The 26,402-nt window shown below is 49.2% G+C and carries 23 protein-coding genes; 10 read left to right on the top strand and 13 right to left on the bottom strand.

The genetic code is table 11. The features are described 5' to 3' along the window. Positions 1–37: 37 nt before the first annotated feature. Positions 38–727 carry an NUDIX hydrolase gene (locus tag FT643_RS02430; RefSeq protein WP_198043254.1) on the bottom strand — a complete coding sequence of 230 codons (690 nt, stop codon included), beginning with the start codon at positions 725–727 and terminating at the stop codon, positions 38–40. 161 nt (positions 728–888) lie between these two features. On the opposite strand from FT643_RS02430, the gene FT643_RS02425 reads away from it, so the two are divergent. Both FT643_RS02425 and FT643_RS02420 read left to right on the top strand, forming a co-directional pair. Next, positions 889–2,376 carry an ATP-binding protein gene (locus tag FT643_RS02425; protein WP_156869079.1) on the top strand — a complete coding sequence of 496 codons (1,488 nt, stop codon included), beginning with the start codon at positions 889–891 and terminating at the stop codon, positions 2,374–2,376. Positions 2,377–2,562: 186 nt separating this feature from the next. Continuing rightward, positions 2,563–3,561 (top strand): GGDEF domain-containing protein, encoded by a 999-nt coding sequence (locus FT643_RS02420; RefSeq protein WP_156869078.1) that lies wholly within the window; start codon positions 2,563–2,565, stop codon positions 3,559–3,561. 2 nt (positions 3,562–3,563) lie between these two features. On the opposite strand, the gene FT643_RS02415 is transcribed toward FT643_RS02420, so the two are convergent. The 4 genes from FT643_RS02415 to FT643_RS02400 form a co-directional block, all read right to left on the bottom strand. After that, the gene (locus tag FT643_RS02415; protein WP_156869077.1) at positions 3,564–4,352 is read right to left on the bottom strand and encodes an SDR family NAD(P)-dependent oxidoreductase; all 789 of its coding nucleotides are present in this window, start codon (positions 4,350–4,352) and stop codon (positions 3,564–3,566) included. 80 nt (positions 4,353–4,432) lie between these two features. Then, entirely contained in the window at positions 4,433–5,812 is a 1,380-nt protein-coding gene (locus FT643_RS02410; protein WP_156869076.1) for a hypothetical protein, read from the bottom strand. Between the two features lie 11 nt (positions 5,813–5,823). Then, complete coding sequence (gene miaE / locus FT643_RS02405; protein ID WP_156869075.1) at positions 5,824–6,396, bottom strand: MiaE family protein; 573 nt, start codon at positions 6,394–6,396, stop codon at positions 5,824–5,826. An 8-nt stretch (positions 6,397–6,404) separates the two neighbouring features. Beyond that, the gene (locus FT643_RS02400; protein WP_156869074.1) at positions 6,405–7,175 is read right to left on the bottom strand and encodes a crotonase/enoyl-CoA hydratase family protein; all 771 of its coding nucleotides are present in this window, start codon (positions 7,173–7,175) and stop codon (positions 6,405–6,407) included. Between the two features lie 202 nt (positions 7,176–7,377). On the opposite strand from FT643_RS02400, the gene FT643_RS02395 reads away from it, so the two are divergent. The 5 genes from FT643_RS02395 (at position 7,378) to FT643_RS02375 (ending at position 13,643) form a co-directional block, all read left to right on the top strand. Next, a complete protein-coding gene (locus FT643_RS02395) occupies positions 7,378–7,725 on the top strand; it encodes a hypothetical protein (RefSeq protein WP_156869073.1) in 348 nt (115 codons plus the stop codon). Between the two features lie 367 nt (positions 7,726–8,092). Further along, entirely contained in the window at positions 8,093–9,607 is a 1,515-nt protein-coding gene (locus FT643_RS02390) for a 4-hydroxyphenylacetate 3-hydroxylase family protein (RefSeq protein ID WP_156869072.1), read from the top strand. Positions 9,608–9,737: 130 nt separating this feature from the next. Continuing rightward, positions 9,738–10,859 (top strand): OmpA family protein, encoded by a 1,122-nt coding sequence (locus FT643_RS02385; RefSeq protein ID WP_156869071.1) that lies wholly within the window; start codon positions 9,738–9,740, stop codon positions 10,857–10,859. Between the two features lie 72 nt (positions 10,860–10,931). Next, positions 10,932–11,645 (top strand): DUF481 domain-containing protein, encoded by a 714-nt coding sequence (locus FT643_RS02380; RefSeq protein WP_156869070.1) that lies wholly within the window; start codon positions 10,932–10,934, stop codon positions 11,643–11,645. A gap of 306 nt (positions 11,646–11,951) precedes the next feature. Continuing rightward, on the top strand, positions 11,952–13,643 hold the full coding sequence (locus FT643_RS02375) for a 7TMR-DISM family protein (protein ID WP_198043253.1): 1,692 nt from the start codon (positions 11,952–11,954) through the stop codon (positions 13,641–13,643). 37 nt (positions 13,644–13,680) lie between these two features. Here the strand turns inward: FT643_RS02375 and FT643_RS02370 are convergent, their stop codons facing one another. From FT643_RS02370 to FT643_RS23835, 6 genes are all read right to left on the bottom strand, one after another. Continuing rightward, positions 13,681–14,244, bottom strand: a complete 564-nt coding sequence (locus tag FT643_RS02370) for an HNH endonuclease (protein ID WP_156869068.1) — start codon at positions 14,242–14,244, stop codon at positions 13,681–13,683. 261 nt (positions 14,245–14,505) lie between these two features. After that, on the bottom strand, positions 14,506–15,357 hold the full coding sequence (locus FT643_RS02365) for a metal-dependent hydrolase (protein ID WP_156869067.1): 852 nt from the start codon (positions 15,355–15,357) through the stop codon (positions 14,506–14,508). A 143-nt stretch (positions 15,358–15,500) separates the two neighbouring features. Then, positions 15,501–16,820 (bottom strand): response regulator, encoded by a 1,320-nt coding sequence (locus FT643_RS02360; RefSeq protein WP_156869066.1) that lies wholly within the window; start codon positions 16,818–16,820, stop codon positions 15,501–15,503. Positions 16,821–16,878: 58 nt separating this feature from the next. Continuing rightward, positions 16,879–17,712: a glutamate racemase gene (gene murI, locus FT643_RS02355; RefSeq protein ID WP_156869413.1), complete on the bottom strand. Its 834-nt coding sequence runs from the start codon at positions 17,710–17,712 to the stop codon at positions 16,879–16,881. Positions 17,713–17,719: 7 nt separating this feature from the next. Next, positions 17,720–20,044, bottom strand: coding sequence for an ATP-dependent DNA helicase (locus tag FT643_RS02350; RefSeq protein ID WP_156869065.1), 2,325 nt, complete (start codon positions 20,042–20,044; stop codon positions 17,720–17,722). Further along, a complete protein-coding gene (locus tag FT643_RS23835; RefSeq protein WP_156869064.1) occupies positions 20,037–21,743 on the bottom strand; it encodes a VRR-NUC domain-containing protein in 1,707 nt (568 codons plus the stop codon). The genes FT643_RS02350 and FT643_RS23835 overlap by 8 nt, the downstream gene beginning before the upstream one ends. Positions 21,744–21,955: 212 nt before the next feature. On the opposite strand from FT643_RS23835, the gene FT643_RS02340 reads away from it, so the two are divergent. Beyond that, on the top strand, positions 21,956–23,473 hold the full coding sequence (locus FT643_RS02340) for a sensor domain-containing diguanylate cyclase (protein WP_156869063.1): 1,518 nt from the start codon (positions 21,956–21,958) through the stop codon (positions 23,471–23,473). 13 nt (positions 23,474–23,486) lie between these two features. Here FT643_RS02340 and FT643_RS02335 read toward each other — a convergent pair whose 3' ends face one another. Further along, positions 23,487–24,353 carry a MaoC family dehydratase gene (locus FT643_RS02335; RefSeq protein WP_198043252.1) on the bottom strand — a complete coding sequence of 289 codons (867 nt, stop codon included), beginning with the start codon at positions 24,351–24,353 and terminating at the stop codon, positions 23,487–23,489. A 275-nt stretch (positions 24,354–24,628) separates the two neighbouring features. Between FT643_RS02335 and FT643_RS02330 the strand changes: the two genes are divergently transcribed. After that, a complete protein-coding gene (locus FT643_RS02330) occupies positions 24,629–25,636 on the top strand; it encodes an AraC family transcriptional regulator (RefSeq protein WP_156869061.1) in 1,008 nt (335 codons plus the stop codon). A gap of 45 nt (positions 25,637–25,681) precedes the next feature. On the opposite strand, the gene FT643_RS02325 is transcribed toward FT643_RS02330, so the two are convergent. Next, positions 25,682–25,885: a hypothetical protein gene (locus FT643_RS02325; RefSeq protein ID WP_156869060.1), complete on the bottom strand. Its 204-nt coding sequence runs from the start codon at positions 25,883–25,885 to the stop codon at positions 25,682–25,684. 71 nt (positions 25,886–25,956) lie between these two features. Between FT643_RS02325 and FT643_RS02320 the strand changes: the two genes are divergently transcribed. Next, positions 25,957–26,364 (top strand): hypothetical protein, encoded by a 408-nt coding sequence (locus tag FT643_RS02320; RefSeq protein WP_156869059.1) that lies wholly within the window; start codon positions 25,957–25,959, stop codon positions 26,362–26,364. Positions 26,365–26,402: the final 38 nt, after the last annotated feature.

The following is a 26,402-nucleotide window of genomic DNA, read 5'->3' as shown; positions in this document are numbered from 1 at the left end:
CCTTACCCCTTTGCTTCCCGGGATTGTAATGCTTGGTTTAAAGCGATTGGCCATTGTTTTTCAGCAGTGTCGCACGATCCGTAAATCCGCATAATTGCTGTAAAGTCATCACCGTGGGCAACACCAATACCCACTCTCCTTTCTTATGATGCGCCAAAGCGTCTTCCGGGGAAACCCAGCAGGTATTGATTGCTTCGATACCATCTTGCTTTGGTTCTTGTCCTTCGGGCCAGGGCGCGAGAAAAAAACGGGTGTCATAGCGCTTAGGATTGCCTACCGGAGTAATCCAGCGACTTAAATACTTTAGTTTGCGGGAGTCGAGAGTGAGTTCATTAGCCTGACAATACTGCAGGAACTGATCGGGGCGTGCCGCCAGAAAGGTTTGGGCAGCAAGTGCCTGCTCCGGCCCTGTGAACTTTTCGCTATCCGTTGCCAACAGAATACCCGCTTCTTCCACCAGCTCCCGAATCGCACCTACCCAGAATGCATAGGCTTGGCGTTCGACCTGGAGCAGGCGATCCGCTTTTGCGGTATTGACCGGGCACAGGGTTTCCCAGTGTCGATCGTAGTCTTCCTTATCGAGTTTGCCACCCGGGAACACCCAGGCACCGCCGACAAAGACTGCCTCCGGATTTCGTTGCTGCATCAATACCTTAGGCCCACCAATGTCATCTTTGACCAGAATGATGGTAGCGGCAGGTTCGATGGGTATTTCGGGTGTAGTCAATCCGGTTTCCTTATCTAAGTTCAAAGTCAAAATTAGTGTCTACACTTTAACAGAGAAGACAGGCGATATTGTCTGATTGTACTCGGGATATTGTTGTTACGCTTGTGGTTAGGTTTTTAACTGGCCTGTAGCGTTAAAGCGGGTAAGTTAAACGAGATTATATGTCTATTTGGTCGAAATTGGTGAGTAGCCACGTAGTAATACTGGCAGAGTCCTGCAGTGATGAAGTTATTGATTTCATGCTGGTGGAATCCGGTCTGCAGCGACTTGACGATGGTCAGGTGCTGGTGGATTCGTTCGCCGATCTGAACCGTTATCTTGATACACTGGAAAACTATTTAGGCGTGCTGTACCGGGATCGTGCGGAACAAACTTTCAGTGAAATTATTGAGCAGCGATGGTCAGAGCAAGAGGATTCTGCCGAATTGGATGCGGGCTTCCGGGCCAAGCTGCAGGAACAGGCCAAGCTGGCGAAAAAGCTGGAAAATCTAAATCGCGACCTGTTACACGCGAAAGAATCCGCAGAGGTGGCGTCCAGAGCCAAATCGGTTTTTCTGGCCAGCATGAGCCATGAGATACGCACCCCTATGAACGGGATCATCGCCAGCGCCCAGCTGCTTCATGATACTGCACTGGATACTGAGCAAGAGGAGCTGGTGGGGTTAATCGGAAGTTCATCCAATTCCCTGTTGAATATCATTAATGATATTTTGGATCTTTCCAAAATAGAAGCCGGCTATTTGCAGCTATTGAAAGCGCCGTTTAGTTTGCATCGGCTGTTAAAAGAAACCAGCGAAATTAATCGGGTTTATGCCCTCGAAAAGCACGTTGAAGTCAACATCAAAATTGAAGACGGTACACCGGAATTTTTATTGGGTGATGCCGGGCGTATCCGTCAAATCATCATGAATTTACTCACCAACGCGATCAAATTCACCGGCGAAGGGCATGTGGACATTGAAGTCGGATACGATCAGATAGATGAGCAACGTTATAACATCGTAATCGAAGTACACGACACCGGGATCGGTATTCCGAAAGACCGTATTGACAAAATTTTCGAGTCTTTCGAGCAGGCGGATATTACGACGAGCCGGAATTATGGTGGCACCGGTCTGGGATTGACCATTTGTAAAGACCTGGTGGATTTGATGGATGGCTACCTGGAAGTGGAAAGTGAGCAGGACAAAGGCGCTTCTTTTATTATTACGCTACCGCTCAAGGCGACTGATCCTGTCGACGAACCTCGTAATGAAGAGTTACTGGCAAGCAAGAACTACCAAAAGAAAGTATTGCTGGCGGAGGATAACGTGATTAATCAACGTGTCGCGTGCAAAATACTGAGTAAATTGGGTATCGAGACCGATATCGTTAACGACGGTGCGGCTGCTATTGAAGCCGCCAATAATCAGATCTATGACCTGATTATTATGGACATAGAAATGCCGGTGCTGGACGGCCTGGCGGCAAGCAAAAAGATTTTGTGCGGCAAAGGCCTGAACCGGGCGACGCCAATACTGGCAATGACCGCAAGTGTGCTGGATGGAGACCGCAAGCGTATTTACGATGCCGGTATGAGCGGTGTGGTAGGCAAACCGGTGAAACTAATACAGTTAACGCAGGAGCTGGATCGTTTGTTGTTAAAATAAACTTCTATTCAAAGTCGGGACACAATTCCATTTATACTGAGAGGCTTGTTCTATTTTTAATCATTGCAGGTTGCGTTCGAGGCGTTTGGCGGCAACTATAAACGGACAGGCAACCGAAAAATGAGCGCTCGTCGCAATAGGGCTGTAGGGCTCATTGAGTGAAAGTGCTGTAAAAGGCACTCTATTATGAAAGTAGTCAATATGGTGCTTACTTCCGACATCCGGACTGGCGAATCGGTTGATGATGCGCAGTTACGGCAATTTAAGATATTTAACGCAGTGGATTTCAATTGCATCCGTCCGTTACTGAATCGCTGCCGAAAGGAATGCCTGGATTCCGGAGCTGTTTTGCTAAGGCCCGAACTGGGTAACGACAGTATGTATTTATTGCTATCGGGACGGGTTTCGATCAGCCTCGAGAGTCTGGATTCGGCACCTTTACTTGAGCTGGGGCCCGGAGAATGTCTTGGTGAAATGTCGGTATTCGATGGACGTAAACCTTCGGCTTATGTCTCGGTGATCGAACCCAGCGAAATTCTCGTTTTAGATAGCCACATCCTCTGGCAAATGATCGACTCTTCCCATAGCCTGTGCCGAAATCTACTGCGCTTTCTGTCCGACCGGTTACGCTCCGGCAACGACCTCATGACGATTACCCGTTGTAAAGAAAAAGAGCAGCAGCATGCTGCGAATAGCGATGCACTAACCGGACTAAATAATCGGCGCTGGTTGCAGGAATACATCGCATCTCTGGATGACCGTAGCTTGTCAGATATTATGCCGCTGGCTGTGCTGATGGTCGATGTGGACCGTTTCAAGTTGTACAACGATCATTACGGGCATCAATCCGGTGACCTGGTGTTGCAGATGGTTGCACGTACGATTCGGCAAAGTTTACGTCCGAGCGATAGCGTGGCTCGGTTTGGTGGCGAAGAGTTTATTGTGTTTTTGCCGTTCACACCGGTGAAGCAGGCAGAAGTTGTTGCGGAGCGTTTACGGAGCGCCGTCGAACGCTGCCAGATTGCTCCCGATCACGCACAATCGCTCCCGTCGGTAACAGTCTCTTTGGGCATTTCCACGGTGAATTCGTCAGAAACCGTAGATGCAGCGATTGAGCGAGCCGATCAGGCTCTGTATCTAGCGAAAAAAGGCGGCCGCAACCGTTATGTGATCCAGTTGTTTTAGCTTTAACGCTTGGGTGGTTTAAAAATCAATTTCAAAGTAAATGCCACCAACCAGCGTGGAGCGATGCGTGGTAGTAGTGTCATAACCCGGTTGATGACGCCTGGTACAACCAGTGCTTTACGCTTATGCATGCCGGCCACAGAAACTCTTGCCACTTGTTCGCAACTCATGGCCGGTAACAATTTAAGGAGTTTGAGGTTGTCGGTTCCGGCAGTCTGATGGAATTCCGAAGCAGTAGGGCCGGGACAACTCACGGTGACGCTGACGCCGGTGCCCTTTAGCTCCACCCTGAGTGCTTCACTGAACGATACCACATACGCTTTCGAAGCATTGTAGACCGCCATATAGGGCGACGGCATGAATCCCGCAACGGACGCGATATTGAGGATTTTACCCAGCCCGCGTTTGACCATGTCGGTGGCAAACAGCTTAGTGAGGTAGGTCAGTGCGGTAATGTTAAGTTGAATCTGATTGATTTCAGCGTCGGTGTCGTTCGCAGTAAATGCACCCCACACACCCAGGCCGGCATTATTAACCAGAATGTCCACCGGAATATTTTCCTTCCGCAGCGTGTCATATAACCTGTCGATTTTCTCCAGTTGAGTAATATCAATTGCGATTACCCGCACCTCAATTGCAAAATCTTTTCTCAATGAGGCAGCGAACTGGTTCAGGTGCTCTTCACGACGGGCTACCAACACAAGGTCGTGGCCTTGTTCTGCCAGCAATTTACTGATTTCGTAGCCGATTCCGCTGGAGGCGCCGGTGATTAACGCGGTGGTTAACGCCATCTGATGTAAACCTCTTCTGCAAATAGAAGTCGTATGTTATCAGCCTGTCGCTCGTTCGCGTAGCGCTGCTTCGAGCTGGTTCAGGGCACAGCAGTGTTGGACTCCAGTTGGCGCATGTAGATGCTCAGTTCAGTGGCCGAGCTTATCCGGGAGGGTGGGGCGGGAATGAACGGGATTGTTCCTGCATTGATTTGTTCACACAGGTAGGAAAACGTTAAAGAGGGGAAGTAGTGATCCCGTAACCAATGCACACATTTTCGGGTGGTTGAAGCATCGAAGCCAATATTCATGTGGCGCAGAAAAGCCGCCTGATTCCCGCTGTGGGTGCGGCCGTGCAACAGCAGCTTGTCGATCTTCAGTGCTGTTAACGCGCTATGGATGGGTGTGAATTCCTGTGGGAAGGGCGGCAGCTCTGGTAGTGTTTCGCCCACCTTGTTGTTTGCGGTGGTAGGGCTGTATAGCGTGGCAAGTCGCTGCTGCCAATAGCGCAATTGTTTAAAAATATCCGGATGATAAAATCGCCAGGACGCTTGGGAATCCGATTTAATAATGCTAATGGATTTACCGGTTCCGAATGGAGTCCTGGCCGAGCTGCGGTTGCTCAATCCGAGCACCGGCTTTGTTAATTGTATGATGTCGCCACTTTTAGCTAACTTGTTCAGTAGATAAAAATCTTCACCTGCTTGTCGTTTTGGGAATCCCCGTTGTATTGCGTAGTGTTGCAGATGAATTACAAGGGTACTGCCCACGGTGTGAAAGGCCCAGGGAGATTGTGCCCATCGTAAACCGGCAACGTAATATCGTAACCAGCAGTCATACAAGGCGGCAGCTTCGCATGCATCAGTGTCATCCGCTTGCACTGCTGTATGCTGGAACGGATACAGCAGTGCACTCGCTTTATCGCTGCTCAGAATCGGCTCCGGAATAGACGTCAGGTAGTCAGCAGGCCAGCTTACATCTGCATCGGTGTTGCGTACAAAGGGGCTGAACAGCCGTCGTTGGTGGTATAGCCACAAACAGCAATCCATTCCGAATTTGCGCGCGTACCCCACGCCGTAATGAGACTGGCTACCGGGTTGCCGGCTTATCAGATCAAGCACTAAAAAATCATGCGTCGGTTGCTGAAAAAAATACAGCGGCAGGCCGGCCTTGTTGTTGGCTTGCAGTGGCAGCGTGGACTTTTGTGTGGATTGCAGGTGCCGTAACGGCATTAGGGTGTTCCGGAGATCCTCTTCGGTTCGGTCCTCCGATCCGTTCAATACAATAATAAATAGCGTAAGCTGATTCGAGCGCAACCCCTGCAACCGGGTGATGAATGCACCGGACTCATTGAAGGCCGGTATTACCACGGCTTGCCGGTAAACCCTGCTTTTCTGCAAAGGCAAAATTTGACTTAGATCGGTATTAGGTTCGGCGTAGTGGCGTAGGTATTTTTCAATCACCTTGTTACTCTGGGACACGTAACCGATACCTAATGTAAAGCTGCGCGATGGGGTAACCTCGAAATAATATCCGCTTCTATAGTGAGTAGTTCCTCTGTCCGAGTTGTTACTTCGGCTTGTGGGAAATAGGTATACGCCAGCTTATGGAATAGATCCAGGTGCCGTCCTTCGGAGGTGGTGATGGCTTTATAAAACTGTTTTAGCGGGCCTTCCGCAAGCGCTTCGGCGATTAATCCGAAGCGTTCGTGGCCGCGTGCCTCTACTATGCTGGCGACAATCAAGCGATCCAGGAAATAAGGCTCCCTTCCTTTTCGGGTATGCCGGAAAAATTCGGCCACATAGGGGTCTTTCTGATCCGCAGCCAAGCGCAGATTACGGGATAAAATGTAGCGCACTACTTCTTTGAAGTGATTCAGTTCTTCGATCGCCAGTTCGGTCATGGCAGTGACCAGTTCCGTACGATCCGGATAGTGAGATACCAGAGTCATCGCCATGCTCGAGGCTTTTTTCTCACAAGAGGCATGGTCCAGCAAAAATCGGTCAAAATCGTTCAATACCACATCCACCCACGCTGGGTCGGTGGCTATTTTTAATTGATACATATTGTGTACTACTCTTTTTCAAATTGCCCGTGGTGTCCAAGTCCGCTCTTAAATCGGTTGGCTCCAGCCAGGGTTTCACCGCTTTCTATGACCGACAGCCCGCGTTTGAATTCATTTGCGAATGCAGCTTCCCGATCTAAGTCCCACTGTTCATAGGCGCTCATGCGGTCGCTGCGCATGCACAACGCCGGAAACAAGCTGATTTCGCGTGCTAACTGTTCCGCGATCTCCAAGCTGTTTCCAGGATCACATATTCGGTTTATCAGGCCGATATCGAAGGCTTCCGGCGCTTGCACTGCTCTGCCGGTCAGAATCAGGTCCATCGCTCGACTCATACCGATAAGGCGGGGCAGACGTATCGTGCCTCCGTCAATCAGGGGAACACCGAAACGCCGACAGAATACCCCGAATGTCGCGTCTTTGGCAGCCACTCTTAAATCGCACCACAATGCCAGCTCCAGTCCGCCTGCAACTGCATAGCCTTCGATCGCGGCAATCACCGGTTTGGATAACAGCATACGGCTGGGCCCCATCGGCGCATCGCCTTGAGCAGACAATTGATTGGCATTTTTGGCGTCTGCAAATGCCTTGAGGTCGGCTCCGGCGCAAAAATTATCACCGCCGTAGAGAACCGCCACCTGTGCGGAATTATCTGCATCGAAGGCACGAAAGGCGGCGCTGAGTTCGGCGGCAGTCGGTCCGTTCACCGCGTTGCGTACGTCGTTGCGGTTTAGTGTAATGATCGTAACTGGACCTTTCTTTTCACAAGTAATTAACATAGCCAGCCCATTTTGGTGAGGTATATTCCGGAGTGCACAAATTTATGGCATATAAGAATTGTTTACCATTAAATGTGAAAAATACCTAAAAGTGTTGCGGGATTGAGGCTAAACTAATTTGAGTGAAAATCTGAATTCATGGTCGTAAATCGGTACATGTCACCGCAGTAGAAGAATCCATATAGCGATTCGGGAGAGCGAAATGCGAATTCAAGAATTGGTTGCACATTGGGAAACGAACAGCAAAGGTGAGCGTACACCCCAGACATACTCAATCCACCTACCGTTGCGAGAAGCCGCTCAAATTCTCGCGTTAAAAGAAATGTACCCCGACTGCACAGAAGATCAGATCCTGACGGATTTGCTGTGTTACGCACTGGCTGAGTTAAGCCAGGCGTTCCCTTACGAAGCGGGGCGTCAGGTTGCGCAGGATGAATACGGCGACCCGATCTATGAAGATGCGGGACTAACACCAAAATTTATTCGTTTAGCAGAGAAATATCGCAGCACGCTGGAATCAACCCGTTCCACTGCTCAGGAAGCCAGTTAAACGCCCGGTTAGAACCTGATTCAAGCTGCCCCCCCCCGTCGCTGCATGCTGCGGGGGCACGCACACCCCATGTCGCTGATGTTGCCGCGTGCGCTCGCAGCGACCTAATTTCAGTTTAACCCGAACCCTCCTAACCCGAACCCTCCTGCCCGCATGTGTCCGAAATTGGACCGCCCACTGCTCTGCAGTTTGACTTGGATTTCGCGTAACCCTGCCGCACAGCCCGTTGTGGGACATTTTTATCTGTGGGTGGTATTATTTGTGACTGGCTAGTCACTTCTGGTCATGCGTATATACCTCGCATATCCGGATGAGTGGCTGGTATTGATTATCTGAGGGCAGGTCTTAGTTAAAGAGGGCAACACAAATGAATGATATGGCGCATAAGACGCTTCGAGCACAACCCACCAGCGATGAAATCTGGGCAACTTTCCAACCCATTGTAAGCGGTGATGATTACGTAGACAGTTTGCGTGACCGTCATCTAAAAGTGTATTTGTTTGGCGAGCTAGTGGAGGAGCCGGTTGATCACCCCATGGTGTGGCCGTCCATTAATGCATTGAAAGCGACCTACGATCTGGCGTCGGAGGAGCCCGAACTAGCGACTGCGAGGAGCCATTTGAGTGGCGATCCGGTGAACCGGTTCCTGCATATCCCCCACAGCAGTCAAGACCTGGTGATGAAAAACAGAATGCAGAGAAAGCTTGGCCAGATCACCGGAACCTGCTTTCAACGTTGTGCCGGACTTGATTCCATCAGCGTGATGCATTCGATTACCTACGATATTGATCGAGCGCATGGCACGGATTACCATCCGCGTTTTTTGACGTTTCTGACAAAATTACAAAAGCACAACCAAATTATCGCAGCCGGTATGACCGATCCAAAAGGCGATCGCAGTAAATCGCCCCACGAACAGGCAGATCAGGATCTGTTTATGCGTGTGACCCGCCGTAACCAGGCCGGTTTGTTTGTGAGTGGTGCAAAAGCGCATATGACAGGCGGACTGAACTCTCATTGGATGATGGTGTTACCTACTATGCGTTTAAGTGAAGGAGACAAGGATTTTGCGGTGATTGGTGTCGTTCCTTTACAGGCCGAGGGGTTGACCTATATTTACGGGCGCCAATCCTGTGATACGCGGGCTATGGAAGCGGGCGATGTTGATAAAGGTAATGCGCAATACGCGGGTCAGGAAGTTTTGGTTATTTTTGACGATGTGTTCATTCCCTGGGAACATGTTTTCATGGATGGGGAATATGAATTCGCAGCTCCGATGGTGGAAAGGTTTACCGCTTATCACCGTGCAAGCTACGTCTGCAAAACCGGCTTGGGGGATGTGATGGTGGGGGCCGCAGCGACCATAGCGGAGTATAACGGCCTGGAGCATGTGTCCCATATCCGTGACAAGCTGGTGGAGATGACTCACCTAAACGAAACAATCTATTCGTCCAGTATTGCGTCAGCTCATGAATCGAAACCACTGTCATCCGGCGCTTGGATTAATGACTCGATGCTGGCCAACGTCTGTAAACACAACGTGACTCGCTTTCCATACGAGATTTCGCGCTTGGCACAGGATCTCGCGGGTGGATTGATGGTGACTTTGCCCTCTCAGCAGGATTTTGAATCCTCGGAAACCGGTTCGATCCTCGAGAAATACTTCAAAGGGCGTGAAGACATTCCGACTCAGGATCGAGTGAAAATTTTGCGTCTGATTGAAAATATGACCCTGGGCCGAAACGCAGTGGGTTACTTAACAGAATCCATGCATGGAGCAGGTTCACCACAAGCTCAGCGTATACAAATTCTGCGTGGTATGGATGTAGAGAAAAAGAAATGGCACGCCAGAAAATTAGCGGGTATCAAGCAAGTTGATTAAGTTTTAGCTAATTAACGGGGGGGCTATAGGGCTGTGAACTGTTTCACAGCCTTTTTTCGTTTTACATGGTGGAGAATAAAAAGAAAGCTGGTTAGTATTCCCTTCACAACAGGAACGAAGGGGAAACACCATGAAACGTCTAGCTTTATCTGTATCAATGTGCATGCTGGCTGCAACCGCTGCAGCTGAGAATAAAGAAGGACAATATGTCATAAATCCTGCTTATGTATATGAGCACTTTGATGATGATCGCTACGTTGACGACAGCGAAGGATTCGGTATCGGTCTGGAATATCGCTTCGGTCCGCACTGGGCGACAGAAATAGCGGTTTTTCAAACCGAAGCCGAGGTATCCGATAACGGTACTGATGTGGATTTGACTCAAGTTCGTTTGGATGGCCTTTATTATTTTCTGAAAGACGGCGTGTTACAGCCCTATTTGGGATTTGGAGTCGGACACGGCGAGTTTGATAGTGATATTGACGCTTTTGAATACGGTGAAACGCAATTAAACGCCGGCGGTGGTGTGCGTTTGAATTTCAATGAAGCCTGGTCTGCCCGGTTGGATGTACGTGCGGTCTACAGCGTTGACGAGGCGTTAACCGACACCATGACGACATTGGGTATTAGTTACGCTTTCGGAGGCAAATCCAGCCCCAAACAAGAACCACCGGTTGAAGTGGTTGCAGCAGCGCCGATGGATAGCGATGGCGACGGCGTTATCGATGATAATGATCAATGTCCGGGATCCACCGCTGGCGCGACAGTTGATGCGTTGGGTTGTGCGCTGGACAGCGATGGTGATGGCGTGACGGACGATCTTGACCAGTGTGCCGGAACGGAAGTGGGTGCAACTGTGGATGACAAAGGTTGCGTCGGGGTAATGCATACTATGACGGTCGAGAGCATCGATCTGAGAGTCCAGTTCCCGTTAAACGTGCAGGAAGTGCCGGAAGAGTATCAGGACGAAATCGCGAAAGTGGCAGAGTTTATGCGTAAGTACCCTGATGTCAGCGTTGAAATTGAAGGTCATACTGATAGCTCGGGTAGTGCGGCATACAATAAAACGTTGTCTCAAAAACGTGCAGACGCGGTCAGAAATTCCTTGGTAAAACGTCACGGTATCGATGCTGACCGAGTGACTTCAATCGGACGCGGTGAAGAAAGCCCGATTGCCGATAATGACACCGAAGCCGGTCGTATTCAAAACCGACGAGTGGTAGCGGTTATACAGAAAGAAGTCATGAAGTAACGTAAGATACTGACGCAACAACCCATGCCGGTGCTGACCCACCGGCATTTTCATTAAAAGGGGTAACAGCAAATGAAAAAATGTTTAGGCCTGCTTTCTTTGGTCGTGGTGCCACTTACGGCGTTTGCGGACGATGAGCCGCCCAAGCTGTGGGAAGGGGATGCTGACCTGGCCTATATTCAACGGTCCGGTAATACCAGTAGCACCAATCTCAATTTCCGCAGTGATGTCACGCGTAATGGTGAAGACTGGCGCAATATATACAAACTCCAAGCAGCCAATGAATTTTCCGAGGATGAACGTACTGCAGAAAATTACTTTGCATCCGGTAAAGCGGAATACATTCTCAATGAGGATTCCTATCTGTTCGGGTTGTTGTCCTATGAGAACGACAATTTCAGCGGATTTGAATACGAGGCCTCTGCTGTTTTCGGTTATGGCCGAAATTTCATAAAGAACGATAGGCATGAATTATCCGGCGATCTCGGTCTTGGTTACAGAAAGACGGAATTCGAAGATACCGGTGAAATTGAGGACGAAGCGATTATTCGCGTAGGTGCACTTTACACCTGGAAAATAAGTGAAACAGCTACGTTCGATGAAGAATTCAGTAGCGAGATTGGCGAAGAGAAAACGGTGACTAAATCGTTTACCCGTTTAAAGTTAAAAATAAACGGAAGCCTTTACGCTACGCTTGCTTATGAAATCGAACGCACTTCTGAAGTGCCACCAGACAAAAAGAATTCCGACCGTAAGACCCTGGTGGGTTTGAACTACTCCTTCTAAGGCTTAAGTGACTTACGTTAACGGAATTCTACCGTCCGCAACCAGCGGGCGGTCCACCCTTCTTGTCATGTCTTTACGCATTCTTTGCCTAACTTAATTCGGCTATTAGCTCTGCGCCTTATACCCTTGTTATTGTTGTGAAATAGGCAATATAGGTATATAAATAATAACCAGTTTTACATACTTTTCGATTTTTCTGTCGACTGCGTACCATTTTGGGGAATTCATGGGGTCGGATTTAAGCAGCATTTGCGGGCGGATTGCATGTTATAGGCAAAACACACCGTGCGCTGGCTAATTATTCTAGTGTCTACTGCACTGTTGTTGCCATGCCTGCTGATCGGTAGCAATTCCAGCTCGGTCTATCATATCGAAGTCAGGCACGTACTGGACGATAAGACGCCGCTGACCATTGAGCAGGTGTTGCTCAGAGACTGGAATCAGGATCCGGTGTCGAAAGTCAATTTCGGCTCTTCCGGTAAGGCTCACTGGTTTCATTTCGAGATTCCGGACTCTTATTTCGATCGTGAAGAAAATGTCATGATCGAAGTCCATTATCCCACCGTTGATTATCTCGAGTTTTTTGTGGCCAATAGTCTTGACGAAATCACCCAGCATTACGTCACAGGCACAGATTTTCCTTTTGCCAGCAGACCAATCTGGGATGATGACTTTACTTTTAAAGTGCGTCCTGAATTGGATGGAAAACGTATCTATATCAAAGCGCAGACCTCAAATTCCTTGCAAATGCCGATTCGGCTATACGGTGAAAAGGAATATTATCAGAAGGAAGAGTGGAACCTGATTTTGTGGGGGGCCTATTACGGAACATTGCTGGTCATGTCGATTTACAGTCTGCTTAATGGAATGATAATCCGAGAGAGTCTGTTCTATTATTATGTTATCTATGTTCTTTCCACTGCCTTATTGGTTTCTTCGTTAAATGGGCATGGCTTTGCGTATCTCTGGCCTGAGTATCCGGCATTCAATAACGCGTCGATAACGCTTTTTTCCTGTTTGACCACCGCTTTCGGTACCGCGTTTGCGATGACACTGCTGGAGGTGCGTCGTTATCATATTGTGTATACCTGGCTGGGAAAAAGCACCATAGCCATCTCGCTTTTTCTAGCGGTGATAGCACTGGTTACGATGCAGGATCTTGCATTCTACGCGACCATCGTGGCGTTGCTGTTTGCTACGGTTATGATGGCGTTCGGCATTAAATCCGTTTTGGAGCGATACTATCTGGGTTGGTATTTCATGGTGGGGTGGTCTGTTTTACTCATGTCGATCGGAATATTTGCGCTCAATATGCTCGGCATAATGCCCACGAATGCGCTGATCTATCACAGCAAGGAAATCGGATCGGTATTTGAAATCATTATATTTTCGTTGGCGATGTCGGCGATATACCGGCATGAGAAAGAAGAACGCAGCCGCATCAACAGCGCCCTGGATATGATGAAGCAGCGCCTGCAAAGCCGCGTTAATATTGTTAACAGTCAAAGTGGTTTCCTCGAAATACCGGCGTTGGACAAGCACGTCAACGATATACGTGACCTGGACCGGCGGGTGCACAGCGAAATGGGGCGTGTATTGGTCGTGTCCGTCATCGTAATGGACCGTACAACGCTGCGACCGGACTATATTGCGTTGGGTGATTGCCTGCGTATTTTATTTAATAGCAGTGTTTCCGTCTTTCCATTTAAAACATCCACACCCGGAGTGCCCGGCGAGGTGACCGTGCTGGTGTTTCCGTTACATAATAAATTTGAAGCCGAAGGCATTATTGAGCGTGTGGAGAAATGGCATTATTCATTAGGTGATCAATACGATTTGCACTTTGGGTATGCCATCTCTCACCTGACTGAAAAGTACGATGTGGATTACATTGAAGAATCCTTTCACTACCTGGAAGAAGCTATGCAGAAAAAATCCATATCCTATTCCATTGATGAAACGCTGAGCTTTATCCACCGGCAAAACTCAGCGTTTTGAACGTATCATCGGCTAACTTCGGATGGTACAAACTGCGTTACGCATTCATCCTCATATGTTTGGAAAAACCGGAACTCAAAAAGCTCATTTGATCGGCCAGAATGTTTCTGTTCGCCAACGCCAGATATTCCATTTTATTGGGTTTAAAGGGGACGGCTAACAGCGGCATGTTGGCTTCTTCAGGAGTGTGATTGCCCTTGCGCTGATTACAGCGACGACAGGCCGCCACCAGATTGGTCCAAGACTCCTGACCGCCACGAGAGCGGGGAATGATGTGGTCCCTGGTTAGCTTTTCTACGCCAAATTGATCGCCGCAATACATGCAGATGTTACGGTCACGCCGAAACAGCAAGCGGTTACAGACCGCGGGGACATGGTGGTCGTTATAATGAACATCGCCATTGGTTGCGATGATGGTGGGTATAGAAAGCAGAGAACGTAAACCCTGATTGTTGATGCCGCCTCGTATGACGATGGTAGTGTCACCTAAGGACCAGATTACCAGCCCTTTTACGATTAGCGTCGCGGCTTCCTCCCTGTTAAGCCACTGCAGGGGTACGCCGGCTTTGTTGAGTCGGAGTATCCGTGTATGCGTTAGCATGCGTCACACCTTTTTGGTATGTTTTTGCCTATAGCAGTGAGGCCGATACTCTTGCTTTTGGCAACCGTCGGATCAGCCTGGTCGCTTGTTATACCAAGTAATAGTGAACCAAAATTACTAGTTTTTCCAGACAGTTGCAGAGTTTAATGAACAAATATGACAATTTGGTCGTTTAAATGGTGATTTCCCGTGACTTTATTGATTAGTTTTGGTTGGGCGGGGCGGCATGACTGGAAGATGCCGCCAATACCTAAACAGTTTCTAGGTCACGATATAACTTGCGATGCCGGAAAATCGTTGTTTCCAGTTACTAATTAAGTTGCGGTTATCATGCTGCCAGGGATGGAAGTCCGCTTTGTAGTAATCCAGATAGTCGCGACCAATTTTTCTTAATAAGCCGGGCTTGCCGATCATAAAGTTGATGGTTTCCGCCATTTTAAGTGGGCGAATGGGCATGCCGTCTTTCCAGAGCAGCACCATTTGCAAAGCAAAAATGTGGAGCCAGAAGAAAAACGAGGTGCGCAGCATCACTTTCCGGCGCAACGAGGTGTTGCCGCTGACTTTCTGGAACACATCAAATGCGACCGCTTTGTGCTCGGTTTCTTCGATGGCATGCCACAGAATTAAATCCCGGAATTCTTTCGGAGCTTTTTCAGTGAAAGCGGGATCTGCAAGTGCCTGATGCGCCAGAATAGCAGTAAAATGTTCCAGAGCAATGGTTATGCCCAGCCGTTCATCCGGTTTCATAAAGTCCCTGGTCATGGCAAGCCGCTTCTTAATGAATCGCCCGAAGCGGTTGATTGGATAGCCTTGTTTTTCGATCAGGTTATTAAAGGCTTCGTGTTGTTTACCGTGATGCGCTTCCTGGCCGATAAAGCCTCGAATATCCTGAAGCAATTCAGGGTCTTCAATCTGGTCCATGTAAAAGCGCACTGTTTCTATGAAAAAACGCTCACCTTCAGGAAAGACGGAGGAAAGGGCGTTAAGAAAATGCGTCATGTAGGGGTTGTCATCAAACCAGTAACGGGGCAGTTCGTCGGGAAAGCCGAAATCCAGGTGCCTCGGTTTTACCGGTATAGGTGATTTTTTTACTTGAGATTGATAACTACCCATAACATGACCTCACTTCGACTTTCTGTGAAGTTTAGAATATGCACGGGTTAATGGTTAACCGAAAGGTGGTTTGGTGACAAGTTACGGTCATTTCAGGCCAGGGCCTGTTAGCCCCAACTGTGACCAGATTAAGCCACGCCGCATCAATACGGCGTGATTGAAACCTCGATACGCTGGTTGCGGGAAGCGAATTTGTTCCAGCGTTCCGCATCCATTGATGAATCCTCGCTGGGGTAGCGCACTATAGGCTGACGATCGCCTTCCGTGGATAACTCCAAATCGATCCCCTCGCCGTATTCGGATTCAAAGGCAGCCAGGAAACGCTCAAAGGTGGGGGTCTGTTCGGTGCCTACTGAATCAATCATAGACGGTGAAAGTTGTGTTATTTCGCAATTATTCAGCGTCTGGCCAGGTTCAGGCAGGGCGGGTTCCCCGTTACCCTTGGTTTGCAAACAGAAGCGACCCAGATGGCTTCTGACATCCACCTTGCCAACAAAACCGACGCTGTCCAGGTTTTCTGCCAGCTGGGTTAACGTGGTCGCTAATTTGTCGTTGAAGGGTTTTTCGTTCCACTCGAAATGGCCTGCTTCATTGAGAGCCCATTCAATGCTTTCATAGAACCGTTTGTTATAAACATTGGTGAGTGAGGCTTGCCCCTGGATTTCTTTTTCCAGTTGGCTTTTGACGGAGACATTTTGCTGCGATTGTTGGTCCAGCGATTCCTGCAGACTACGACGGTCTGTTTCAAGCGTCGTCATCTTTTGCGAAAGCTGGTTATTGTTGAGTAACAACCAAGCGATAAAGACGACGCACAATGCCAAACCCAGGTACTGTAACCGACTGAAACGCCCTTCGAAGCTATTGCCGGATTTGTTAATGCCGCTGAGTTGTGAGGTGAGCTGCTCAATACGTTGCTCCAGAACTTCCAGCTCCGGATGTTCTTCCTCAGTAGCAGAAGCGTGTTTCTTTGCTTCTGACAGTGCCGCTGGCGGCTCCGGTTCGTAAGCCTGGTCGGAATAGGCATCCACAATAACCACGTCATTGGCGGCCTGACCGACGGCATTCTGGTAATATTCGACACCGGCCTGATTAGGCAACAAATTTTGCCGTTCAAGTACTTTGGTCAGCATCAGTGGTTTCAGGGTTTTGGGAATAATATCCACTGCCCCCAGGGCGCGGGCCTGACTCTCGTAGACCTCACCTTCTTTGGAGGTGTACATGATGATGGGAATGTTCGCCGTTTGCGGATCGTTTTTTATGGCGCGTAAGCACTGAAAACCATCCATGCCGGGCATGGTGTGATCCATAAAGATCATGCTGGGTTTTTTGCCGCAAAGGTAACCGAGTGCTTCTTCTCCGGACTCTACTAAGTCCACATCAATACCCTGTTCTGTTAGCATTTTGCTGAGAACGTAGCGGGCCATGCGAGAATCGTCAACTACCAGTGCCAGTTTATTGGACATGAAGTACAGCTGAATCCGTTGTTATGATTTTATTGAAACAAAGTTATATCAAAGCACTTTATGATGCACCAGGATTTTGTGGAAATTCTATCGTGTTTTGGCCGATAAACTGCACTTTATCGAACCCAAAATGCGATATTCCTGGCACCAGTATATGGGAACCCGGGGTGTCTTCTGTGAAGAAGAACAAATTTTGAGCGGTTTTTTGGCTGGAAAGGGGCATTTCTTCTAGTAATTGTGCAGCGCGTCGCGCGATGGCGTTACCGCTGTCTATCATCTTCACCGTGCTGGGCAGTTGCGCTGAGATGTCCTCTTTCAGGAAAGGAAAGTGGGTGCAACCCAGCACCAGTACATCGATTTGCGTCAGGTGCGCAGCGAGCGGGGCCAATGCGTTCCTTATATACTCGGGGCGTACCGGCAGCCCGCGAAATTTGCGCTCCGCTTCCTCCACCAGCTCACTACTGCCGACTTTGATAACGGTGCAATCCGAGGCGAAGTCCTGTATCAGGCGCTGGGTGTATTGGCGTTGAATGGTGCCCGGTGTCGCAAGAAGAGCAATATGCTGATTACGGCTAAGCTGAGCCGCGGGTTTGATTGCAGGAACCACGCCGATGATGGGAGTCCGGGTTTGTGCGCGCAGCGGATCCAGCACAATGGTGCTGGCAGTGTTGCAGGCAATGATGATGATGTCCGGTTGAGTAATGCGTTGTAATAGCGGCATTAGAGTAAGTAAGCGGGCGACCAGATTGGATTCTTCCTGGGTGCCGTATGGGAAGGCCGCGTTGTCTGCCACATAGCATGCGCTAGCCCCGGGAATCTGGTGCTGAATTTCCTGCAAGATGGACAGACCGCCAATGCCGGAATCAATAATGAGAAAGTTGGGATTTAGCATGGCGGAATTATACGTCAATTGGTAAAAAAAAATCTTCCACCAACGCTCGTAATTTCTGTTCGGTCGCCACCACCGATGGCCGCCATTGGATCGGGAGAAGTCGTCGGTATTGATTTTGGGTGTAACGGTCGTCGATCAGCACAACGACCCCTTGGTCCTCATCACTGCGGATCAGTCGGCCCGCGGTTTGAATGACTTTGTTCAGACCGGGATACCGATAGGCAAAATCAAAGCCCGGAAGCCCTTCTTGGTCAAAGCGTTGTTTGATCAGGTCTTGCTCCGCCGAGGGAGGCGGCAGACAGGTGCCGACGATAAGCACACCACTGAGCTTGTTGTGTTGCAGGTCTATTCCTTCGGCGAAAATACCGCCCGCGATCACCATTGCTAAATATTCGGTCTGCTCCAGTGCGCGTAAAAACTCACGGCGTTGCTTTAATTTACCGACGCCGGGCTGAATGAGAATCGGCAGACTGGAGTCGAGATGACGGGCCACCAGGTCTAAGTATTCAAATGATGGAAACGCCAGCAAGTAACGTCCGGGATGGGCTGACCAGAGGGTTGCAATGGTTTGTGCGATCAGGGGGGCGCTCTGTTGTCTTTGCGGGTAGCGGGTATTTACCGGTCTAATCAGGGTGCGCTGGTGTTGTGGCGGAAACGGGCTTTCCAGAATCAGTTGTGAGGCGAAGGGCGTTTGTGAGAAGGAACGGCTGAAATACGCCTGTGGAAGCAGGCTGCCGGAAAAATAGTGCACAGAATGAAAGCCGTCCGCAATCCGGTTCAGCCGTGGTGCAGGGTCAGTACAAAATATCCGCACACTGCCCGGCTCCGGCGTGCGGATCAGTGCATCCTTGTCATCGAATGTTTGCGCCCGGGTAGCAAACTGCCATAGCTGCATTAGCGGTTCAAACAATTCCGGTGCTGCAGTTGACGCGTTCGATTCGGCAAACCATTCCAGTAGCCGATCGGTGGTCGATTTCAGCAGATTACTGAACGTTGTGCCCAGTTGGTGCCCATCCTCTGTTTGATTGATGACCTTTTTTAACTGTTTTTGCAGTTGCTTGATTGCCTTTTTCATTGCGGACGACGAAACGGATTGTTCGATCCGCATCAGCTGAGTACTAGATAGGCTGGCACTGAACATATCACGAGCCCGGTCCGGCAAATTGTGGGCTTCATCCACGAGCAGGCTTATGTATTTACTCTGCTTGGTCAGGTATTCCTGCAACCGGGCCTGAGGATCAAAAACGTAATTGTAATCCGCCACCACAAGATCGACCCAGGGCAATAGATCGCGGCTGAGTTGATGGGGGCAAAGATCAAATTCCTGGGACAGCCTGAGTAAATCAGCGTCGCTGAAATTCGATCGCTCGCGGAATTGGTTGCGGGCTTGTTCCAGCCGGTCATAGTAGCCTGTTTGAAATCGGCACTGTTGGGGGGTGTTTCCAAGCTTGAATTCCGGCTCGGTTTCCGGGCCCACCAGGCACGGGCACTGGCTCACTTTCGCTTGCAAAAACAAAACCCTCAAGGACGGCTGTTGCGTCTGCAGAGCGTTCATGGTTTGTTTCACACTCTTTTGACCACTGTTCTTAGCCGTTAAATACCAGACCTGCTTGATCGCCTGTGCGCGGAGCTGTTTTAGCGCGGGAAATAGCATTGCTGTAGTTTTTCCCAATCCGGTGGGCGCATGATATAGGCCGTTTCTTTTATCTCGAATGTCACGATAGAGCGTGACGGATAGTTGTCGTTGACCGGGGCGGTAATCCTGATAGGGAAAAGTGAGCAGTTCAAGCGATTGATTGCGGGTATCCAGATATTGTGAGTAGGCGTCCAGCCAGTTGCCGAATTGCTCTACGCAGAGGTGCAGAAACTGATTCAGGGACTCAGCCACTTCGGTGGTTTGGAAGCTGTATTCGGTTTCATCCTCCAGATAGAGGTAGGTTAAAACCACCTCTATAGAAGTCAGTGCGTTTTGTTGTAGTAACAGCGCCGCGTAGAGCCTGGTCTGTGCCAAGTGCAGCTGTTGTTGGGTTGCGGGGAGGCGGGCTTGGCTGAAATAGGTAGTTTTGATTTCCTCGACAAGGTACTTCGGCGCAGCGATAACGCCATCCGCACGGCCTTTCAGCGTCCAGGTTGTGCAAGCTGTTTCGAATTTTGCCTGCACCGATACTTCTGCTTGGTAGTGTGCCGGCCGTCGCGACTGGAGCATTTTCTGCCCTGCCTGGCCTTCCTGGGCTGTGGGGGTGCGTTGTTCCGAAACCGGATTGAGATCGCCGGACCGACAGCAAAAGTGTGCCAGATCGGTTATCGAAACGCTGTATTGAGGCTTAGTCATGATCTTGCCATTTTATCCAGAGCACCTGTGCAGGCATTTGATGTTGTGCGAAAAATTGAAACCAGCGCTTCTGATTCGCCTGCAATTTATCGCCGGGTGCTTTGACTTCGATGAGATCATAGCGGGTGTCCGGACTGGATGTTCGATGAAAGCGGATTAAGTCCGGAAATCCACTGCTAAAGAATCCGGGGTGTTGCAAGATCTGTTGGAAAATTTTTTGTAAATGAGTCCGTGGTATGGAAGTAAAGCAGTGCTCCAATAGTGTGGCGTTGATCACCGCCCAGTTGACAAAGTAATTGGCAATGCCTTGTCTGGTTTCAAAATGATGGATTACGGTCGATTGCCATTGATCACTTTGCAATTGGTCGAGCCGCTGATCGATTTGGATTTTTCTGTCGCGATAAAAATGTTCGCTGAACAGGTCAAGGGGGCCGCGCTGGAAAGCGTTGATGAAAGCACCCCGGATCGGAGTGAAAATAATGTCCCAGAACAGTAATCCGAACAGGCTGCAAAACAGGGTGTTTTCTACGTAGTAACAATCTTGCGTAGGGCTACTGAGGGCGATCGCAGTGCTAAGCTCCACGCTGAGTTCGGATTTTGGTAGCGTCAGGTCAGTCTGAATGATGGGGTGGTTTGCGGCGAGCGGTTGCGAATGGCCGGTTGCTGATGTCGAAGCGATTCCGAGAGCTTTCTCCAGCGGTGGTATAAAACGCAGTGCAAACTCCTTTTCTTCCGGGTGCGTGCTGTTCTTGAGTTCAGTGCAAAGCGCTAGACTGGCTTCAAATTCCGCATGCTTTTTTAATATCCGGGCTTGGCGCTCTTGGCTGGGATGTTGCTGACAGCGTCGGTAAAGCGTGAGTGCCTGTTCGTATGCGTCTAATCTTTCCAGTTGCCGGGCAACGGTATTCATCAAATTTTGATATCGCCGTTCAAGCGCCGGATGTTGGTTTGGTTCAGGTAGTTGATTGGCCAGAATGAATAATGTGTTTGCATCTTCTGATATGGATTTGTCCAGCAATTGCTGGCGTAGCCGGGAATAGGCGAGCTGGTTTTCAATCTGCTTTCGATCAGTGAAGTAGCGTACTGATTTATTGAGGGGATAGGACTCGTATTTTAGGTGCCCCAGATCGGTAATCACAAACTCGGTTAAATCCTGGCGGTCATTGCCGAAGAAGCAGATACGGTAGGTTTCAAATTCCTCGGTATAGGCCGGCGCTACATAGGGGTAAGCGGAGGTGATGATCGCGCTTAGCTGGTCGCGGCAGAAGTGTTCATCAATGGTCGCGATTAAATCCGGCTTTCGCAATTGTTGCAGCTGCTTATGCGGCTGTAACTTGGAATCGGATGCGCCGGTAACGGTAACAAGTCGAAGCAGCTCTGCTTTAGTGAACAAATGGCACAATTCCTCCGTCTCAGCAGGGGGATTTTCTCGGACCAAATTCAACAATCGAAGCTCGGCAAGGGCATCTCTTGGGGTTTTTATATCTTGATACTGTATTTTGTCGATGCGAAAAAGAGGGCCTTTTCGGGTAAGTAAACGCACGTAAAGGCTTTTTGCCTCATAGCTGCATTCGGCGAAGCGCCGGTGTAGCGTAATCTCTGATTCTGAAAGCAAATCACTGTATTGACGGGCCACTGCAGTGAGCAGCGTAGAAAAGTTCTCAATGTGGTATCCGGCGGGTAATACGTTTACTTTCACAGCTATTTGGCACGATTCTGGAAGGAAGCGCTAGTATATCTGAATATTTTCACGGTTTGCTATTGGTACCATGGTGCGTAGATTGGGTGTAACCCCACACTAACTTCGATCATAGCGAAATTGTTTCTGCTATTTGGTAATACGCTGAATATACAGCTAAAATTATTTTCAAGTTCATAAAGAGTCACGAAAGGTGCGCCGGACGGGTAGTTATGCCATCAAATGCAATGCAAACCTTAAGACCTGAGATAACATCAGATCCCGATCATTCCATTTCTGCGGCGCAGCTAATTTTACGCTTTCGCGAGCTGTACCGGCTGAGTCTCTCAGTACACAAAGACTATAACGCGCTTTATAAAGATTACCTGGAAACCGGGTTGAAGTTGCTGGGAATGAAAATTGGTATAGCCAGTCGCATCGAAAACAATGTCTATACCATCCGCTCTGTCGCTCCTGACAATAGCGGATTCTCTGAAGGGGATCAATTTGCATTGGGGGACACCTATTGTTCCTGGGTTGTGGAAGAAGAGCGGGCAATTGCAATCGACGCGGTGGGGAATGATCCGGATCGTTGCCAGCACCCTGTTTATCAGAATGCAAAACTGGAAACCTATCTGGCAGCGCCGATTTGGGTCGAGCAGCAAATTTACGGAACGCTGAATTTTACAGATACCGAAATCCATACCAGAACATTCTGCGAGGAAGATGTTGAACTGGTGGAGTTGATGGCGCTGGGGATCGGTCAGGTGATTGAGCGGGATCTATTGGACCAGCGTCGGCAAATCGCAACCCAGAAAATGAATGAAAATATCGAGCTATTCGAAAGTGCGTTTAAATATGCCTCCAATGGAATGGCTTTGGTGGCAACAGACGGGCACTGGCTGCGGGTTAACCAGGCTTTGCTGGATATAGTAGGGTATACAGAAGACGAATTGCTGGCCTTGGACTTTCAGGCGATTACTCATCCGGAAGATCTGAATAAAGATCTGAATCTTTTGCAGGATATGCTGGATGGAAAGCGCAGTAGTTATCAGATGGAGAAACGTTACTTTCATGCTAATGGCGCCATTGTATGGGTTCAGCTGAGTGTATCCATGGTAACGCACGAAAACGGCAGTCCGCGTTATTTCATATCTCAGATAAACGACATCAGTTCGCAGAAAAAAGCAATGGAAGAACTGTTTCGAAAGCGTAATGAGCTTGAGATAGCCAATCGGAAGTTAAAGGAGCTGGCTATCCGGGATGGCTTGACCAAAGTCCATAATCGGCGTTCTTTCGATGAGCGACTTCAGCATGAGTTTACCCAGTGTTATCGCTCCCTGCAGCCATTGTGTTTGCTGTTAATCGATATTGATCATTTTAAGGAATACAACGACAACTATGGTCACCCGGAAGGGGATCAGGCGCTCAAGCTGGTCGCTCGGACATTGGTGACCGAATTAAGAGCGGGTGACTTGGTTGCTCGCTTCGGCGGGGAAGAATTTGCGGTAATCTTGCCGTGCACTAATGTGGAAGGCGGAAGTTTACTGGCAGAGCGAATCCGTATCGCCATCGAGCTGATTGATTGTACAAAGCGCGCCTTGAGGGTGAGCATCGGAGTGGCGTGCTTTGATGCGAACCTGCAGCAAAATAATATCAATACGGTTGAACAAATGATTGCCTGCGCAGACAACGGACTTTATCAAGCCAAAGGTGCAGGCCGCAACCTTGTGAAGGTGGGTACGGCCTGATGCCTAAGTCTGCTTAAAGCGCCTGGATGGTGCCGGAGAGGTGCGGCTTTTCCCCTTTTTTGTCTTTCACCCGGAATTCAATGGTGTCGCCTGTATTGGCATAAAGAAACTGCACTTCTGACGGTAAGAAAACCGGTAACTTGAAGGCCACGCTGACCCGGAAGGGCCCGTTTGGTAGTTGCTCATCGAGAGCGCCTATTACATGGGCTTTGTTCCACATACCGTGGGCGATTGCGCGGGGAAACCCGAAGAGCTTGGCAGTGACGGCGTAGAGGTGAATCAGATTGGAATCCCCGGACACTTTTGCGTAGCGACGGCCGGTGTTTTCCGGTACATCCCAATAAACCATGTTGTCTGCCGAAAACGTGTCACTCTTTTTCTTTTCCTCTTTAGCGCCAGAAGCGCCTTGCTTTGTGCGGTACAGATTGGTGCTGGTGCTCTCCCATACCAACTTCCCTCCCACGCTGACCCGCGTCAGAATACTGAACTCCAAACCCTTGGAAACGGCTTCCGGCCCCGTTAATTCGCATTCGATATCCAGCACTTCCTGATTGCCGATAGCACGATATTGCGTGATTTCGTTCTTAACATGCACCAAACCCAACAATGGGAACGGAAACAGCGGATTCACTAATATTTCCATGTGCAACGGGAAAGCGAGAATATGGGGGTAGGTGACCGGCAGGCTGCCGGAAACCGGAAAGCCACATACTTTGCGGTATTGGTTGAGTTTTTTCAGGTCGGCGCAGACGCCTTTCAGATTGGCTTTGATGGTTGGAAGGGTGTCGCCCTGCATTTTTCCGGCTTTTTTGCCGGTGACTGCCCGGTAATACAAGCTCATGGTGGAGGGTGCTTTTTCCAGTTCAATGGTGGCCATCATCATGGGTTCCTGAGAGTGATTAATAGTTTAGTAAAATAAGCCCGTATATAAGCCCATATAATAGGATCGTTGAATATTTAGGTATAGATTTTTAGGATTATATGGGGCAGATTGTACGCCGTAATTGCCCAGCTGGGCATCGAACGCAGTCATTGCAGTCAATCACAGGCTGCGTCTCTATTGTCAATCGCTTAGGTGGTGACTATCATTACCCAATATTTGTCGTATTTTTTTCTCGAAATTCATACAGTTAATTTCCTAATAGAAGGTATTGAATGAGCGGACTTACCGACTCTGGTGTGCTGGTTCGGCTCGCTTACTCGGCTATGCAGGATCTGGGCATTGATACTTCCGTTGTGCTGCAGCGCATAGGGCTGAAGCACGAACAACTGGAAGAAAAAGATTTGCGCACACCTCATTCGGCTCAGACGCTTTTTTGGTCGGTGATCGAGGAGGTCGCAAACGACCCGGATATCGGTTTGCACTTGGGTGAGAAAATTCCGGTGTTCAAGGGCCAGGTGCTGGAGTATTTGTTCCTAAGTAGCGAAACCTTTGGAGAAGGCCTGAAGCGGGCTCTGAATTATCAGCGTCTACTGAGCGATGCCGTCAACGCAAATCTGGATCAAGACGAAGTAGGTTTGTTTGTTGGAAACGTGGGTTTTGCCAGCGGCGCCGGTTATCGGCACCTGACCGAGTGTGTGGTGATCGCCGTGTTGAAGTTTTTTGACTATGTCACCGAGGGCGCGTTCAAGCCACTTGAGATTCATTTCGAACATGCAGCCGGCCATAATCTGGCTGAGTACGAACGGGTATTCACCTGTCCGGTAAAGTTTCAGTGTGAGGCCAATCGGATCTATTTCACCGCCGAAAGTATGCAGGTGCCTTCAGCTCATGCTCAGCCGGAATTGCTGAGATTACACGAACAGCTGGCAAATGAGCATGTCGCAAAACTGGAAAAGCAGGACTTTATTTCTAAAGTGTATCGGCTGATCGGTGAGTTGCTGGAGTCAGGTAATGCGAATCTGGAAACGGTGGCAGACCGGCTGGGCATCAAGCCCAGAAGCTTGCGTACCAGGCTGGCGGAAGTGGATACCAATTTCAATCAATTACTGGCTGATTACCGCTGCAATCTTGCAAAAAAACTGTTGGCCAGAACGGATGAGTCGATCGACGAAATTGTTTACCTAACCGGCTTTTCTGAACCAAGCACGTTTTACCGTGCGTTCAAGCGTTGGGTGGGGCAGACGCCTGTGGAGTACCGCAAAACCAAAGCCCGGGATTGAAGCCGTGGTCAACCCGGTTTTCGCTGGGTGCCTGTGGCAATCCGGTTACATAGTTTCACCATCAAACAATTGATAGTTAAGCCCGATGGGACTACTTTTGTCGAAGTCTTGTTGAGTTACAGCGATCCGTTGTGGTAACAGCCCCACAAATTGCTTTGTAAGGTTATGGGATTTTTGATAGGCTTCCCGCCGCAGGAGTCTTGTCGGAATTATCCTGATACCAACATCCATTTCGCGGATATTCTGCATGCGAGAGTAACCTGACACACCACAAATACCTTATTTATTCAGGTGAATAAATTAGCAGGGCGTCTCATTTGATGTTGACTGAACGCAGTAACCACGCCAAAGAAACGTTACGGAACGCTATGTTTTCCCATGACTGGAGGACATTTGCAGAGCGTTTGGGCGCTTTGACTATCCTGGTTGTCGGCGTCAATCTGGTGTTCAGTTATTGCGGTGGCTTATTTGGTATCGTCGAATTTCTTTTAGCCTCAACAGATAACGCGCTCTTCGCTGCGGATCTTATTATTGCCCTCAGTTTTACCTGGGCTTTATTATTCCAACCCCATTTGATTGAAGGTTGCTTGCAGCTGTTCAATCCCGTTCCTGCCCTTCGTGCCGGAATGCGAACCTATTCCTCTCGTTTGTCGCTTCATACGACTCATCTTCGTTCTGTTCCGCAATCCGCACACGGGTGTCGCGCGCCCCCTGCGGTTTCTCTCTGATTCTGTATTTCCCCATCGGTTCAGGTAAAAACCGGAAC

Origin of the sequence: Ketobacter sp. MCCC 1A13808 (genome assembly GCF_009746715.1) — a bacterium.
GTDB lineage: Bacteria > Pseudomonadota > Gammaproteobacteria > Pseudomonadales > Ketobacteraceae > Ketobacter.
This window is presented reverse-complemented; position numbering and strand designations above follow the sequence as displayed.

Coding starts and splice junctions, on each gene's coding strand:
- FT643_RS02340 (WP_156869063.1), top strand. CDS start 21,956: ATGCCATCAAATGCAATGCAAACCTTAAGACCTGAGATAACATCAGAT.
- murI (WP_156869413.1), bottom strand. CDS start 17,712: ATGCTAAATCCCAACTTTCTCATTATTGATTCCGGCATTGGCGGTCTG.
- FT643_RS02400 (WP_156869074.1), bottom strand. CDS start 7,175: ATGTTAATTACTTGTGAAAAGAAAGGTCCAGTTACGATCATTACACTA.
- FT643_RS02365 (WP_156869067.1), bottom strand. CDS start 15,357: ATGGGTAGTTATCAATCTCAAGTAAAAAAATCACCTATACCGGTAAAA.
- FT643_RS02350 (WP_156869065.1), bottom strand. CDS start 20,044: ATGACTAAGCCTCAATACAGCGTTTCGATAACCGATCTGGCACACTTT.
- FT643_RS02320 (WP_156869059.1), top strand. CDS start 25,957: ATGTTGACTGAACGCAGTAACCACGCCAAAGAAACGTTACGGAACGCT.
- FT643_RS02330 (WP_156869061.1), top strand. CDS start 24,629: ATGAGCGGACTTACCGACTCTGGTGTGCTGGTTCGGCTCGCTTACTCG.
- FT643_RS02370 (WP_156869068.1), bottom strand. CDS start 14,244: ATGCTAACGCATACACGGATACTCCGACTCAACAAAGCCGGCGTACCC.
- FT643_RS02415 (WP_156869077.1), bottom strand. CDS start 4,352: ATGGCGTTAACCACCGCGTTAATCACCGGCGCCTCCAGCGGAATCGGC.
- FT643_RS02325 (WP_156869060.1), bottom strand. CDS start 25,885: ATGCAGAATATCCGCGAAATGGATGTTGGTATCAGGATAATTCCGACA.
- miaE (WP_156869075.1), bottom strand. CDS start 6,396: ATGTATCAATTAAAAATAGCCACCGACCCAGCGTGGGTGGATGTGGTA.
- FT643_RS02425 (WP_156869079.1), top strand. CDS start 889: ATGTCTATTTGGTCGAAATTGGTGAGTAGCCACGTAGTAATACTGGCA.
- FT643_RS02395 (WP_156869073.1), top strand. CDS start 7,378: ATGCGAATTCAAGAATTGGTTGCACATTGGGAAACGAACAGCAAAGGT.
- FT643_RS02360 (WP_156869066.1), bottom strand. CDS start 16,820: ATGTCCAATAAACTGGCACTGGTAGTTGACGATTCTCGCATGGCCCGC.
- FT643_RS02390 (WP_156869072.1), top strand. CDS start 8,093: ATGAATGATATGGCGCATAAGACGCTTCGAGCACAACCCACCAGCGAT.
- FT643_RS02335 (WP_198043252.1), bottom strand. CDS start 24,353: ATGATGGCCACCATTGAACTGGAAAAAGCACCCTCCACCATGAGCTTG.
- FT643_RS02385 (WP_156869071.1), top strand. CDS start 9,738: ATGAAACGTCTAGCTTTATCTGTATCAATGTGCATGCTGGCTGCAACC.
- FT643_RS02420 (WP_156869078.1), top strand. CDS start 2,563: ATGAAAGTAGTCAATATGGTGCTTACTTCCGACATCCGGACTGGCGAA.
- FT643_RS02380 (WP_156869070.1), top strand. CDS start 10,932: ATGAAAAAATGTTTAGGCCTGCTTTCTTTGGTCGTGGTGCCACTTACG.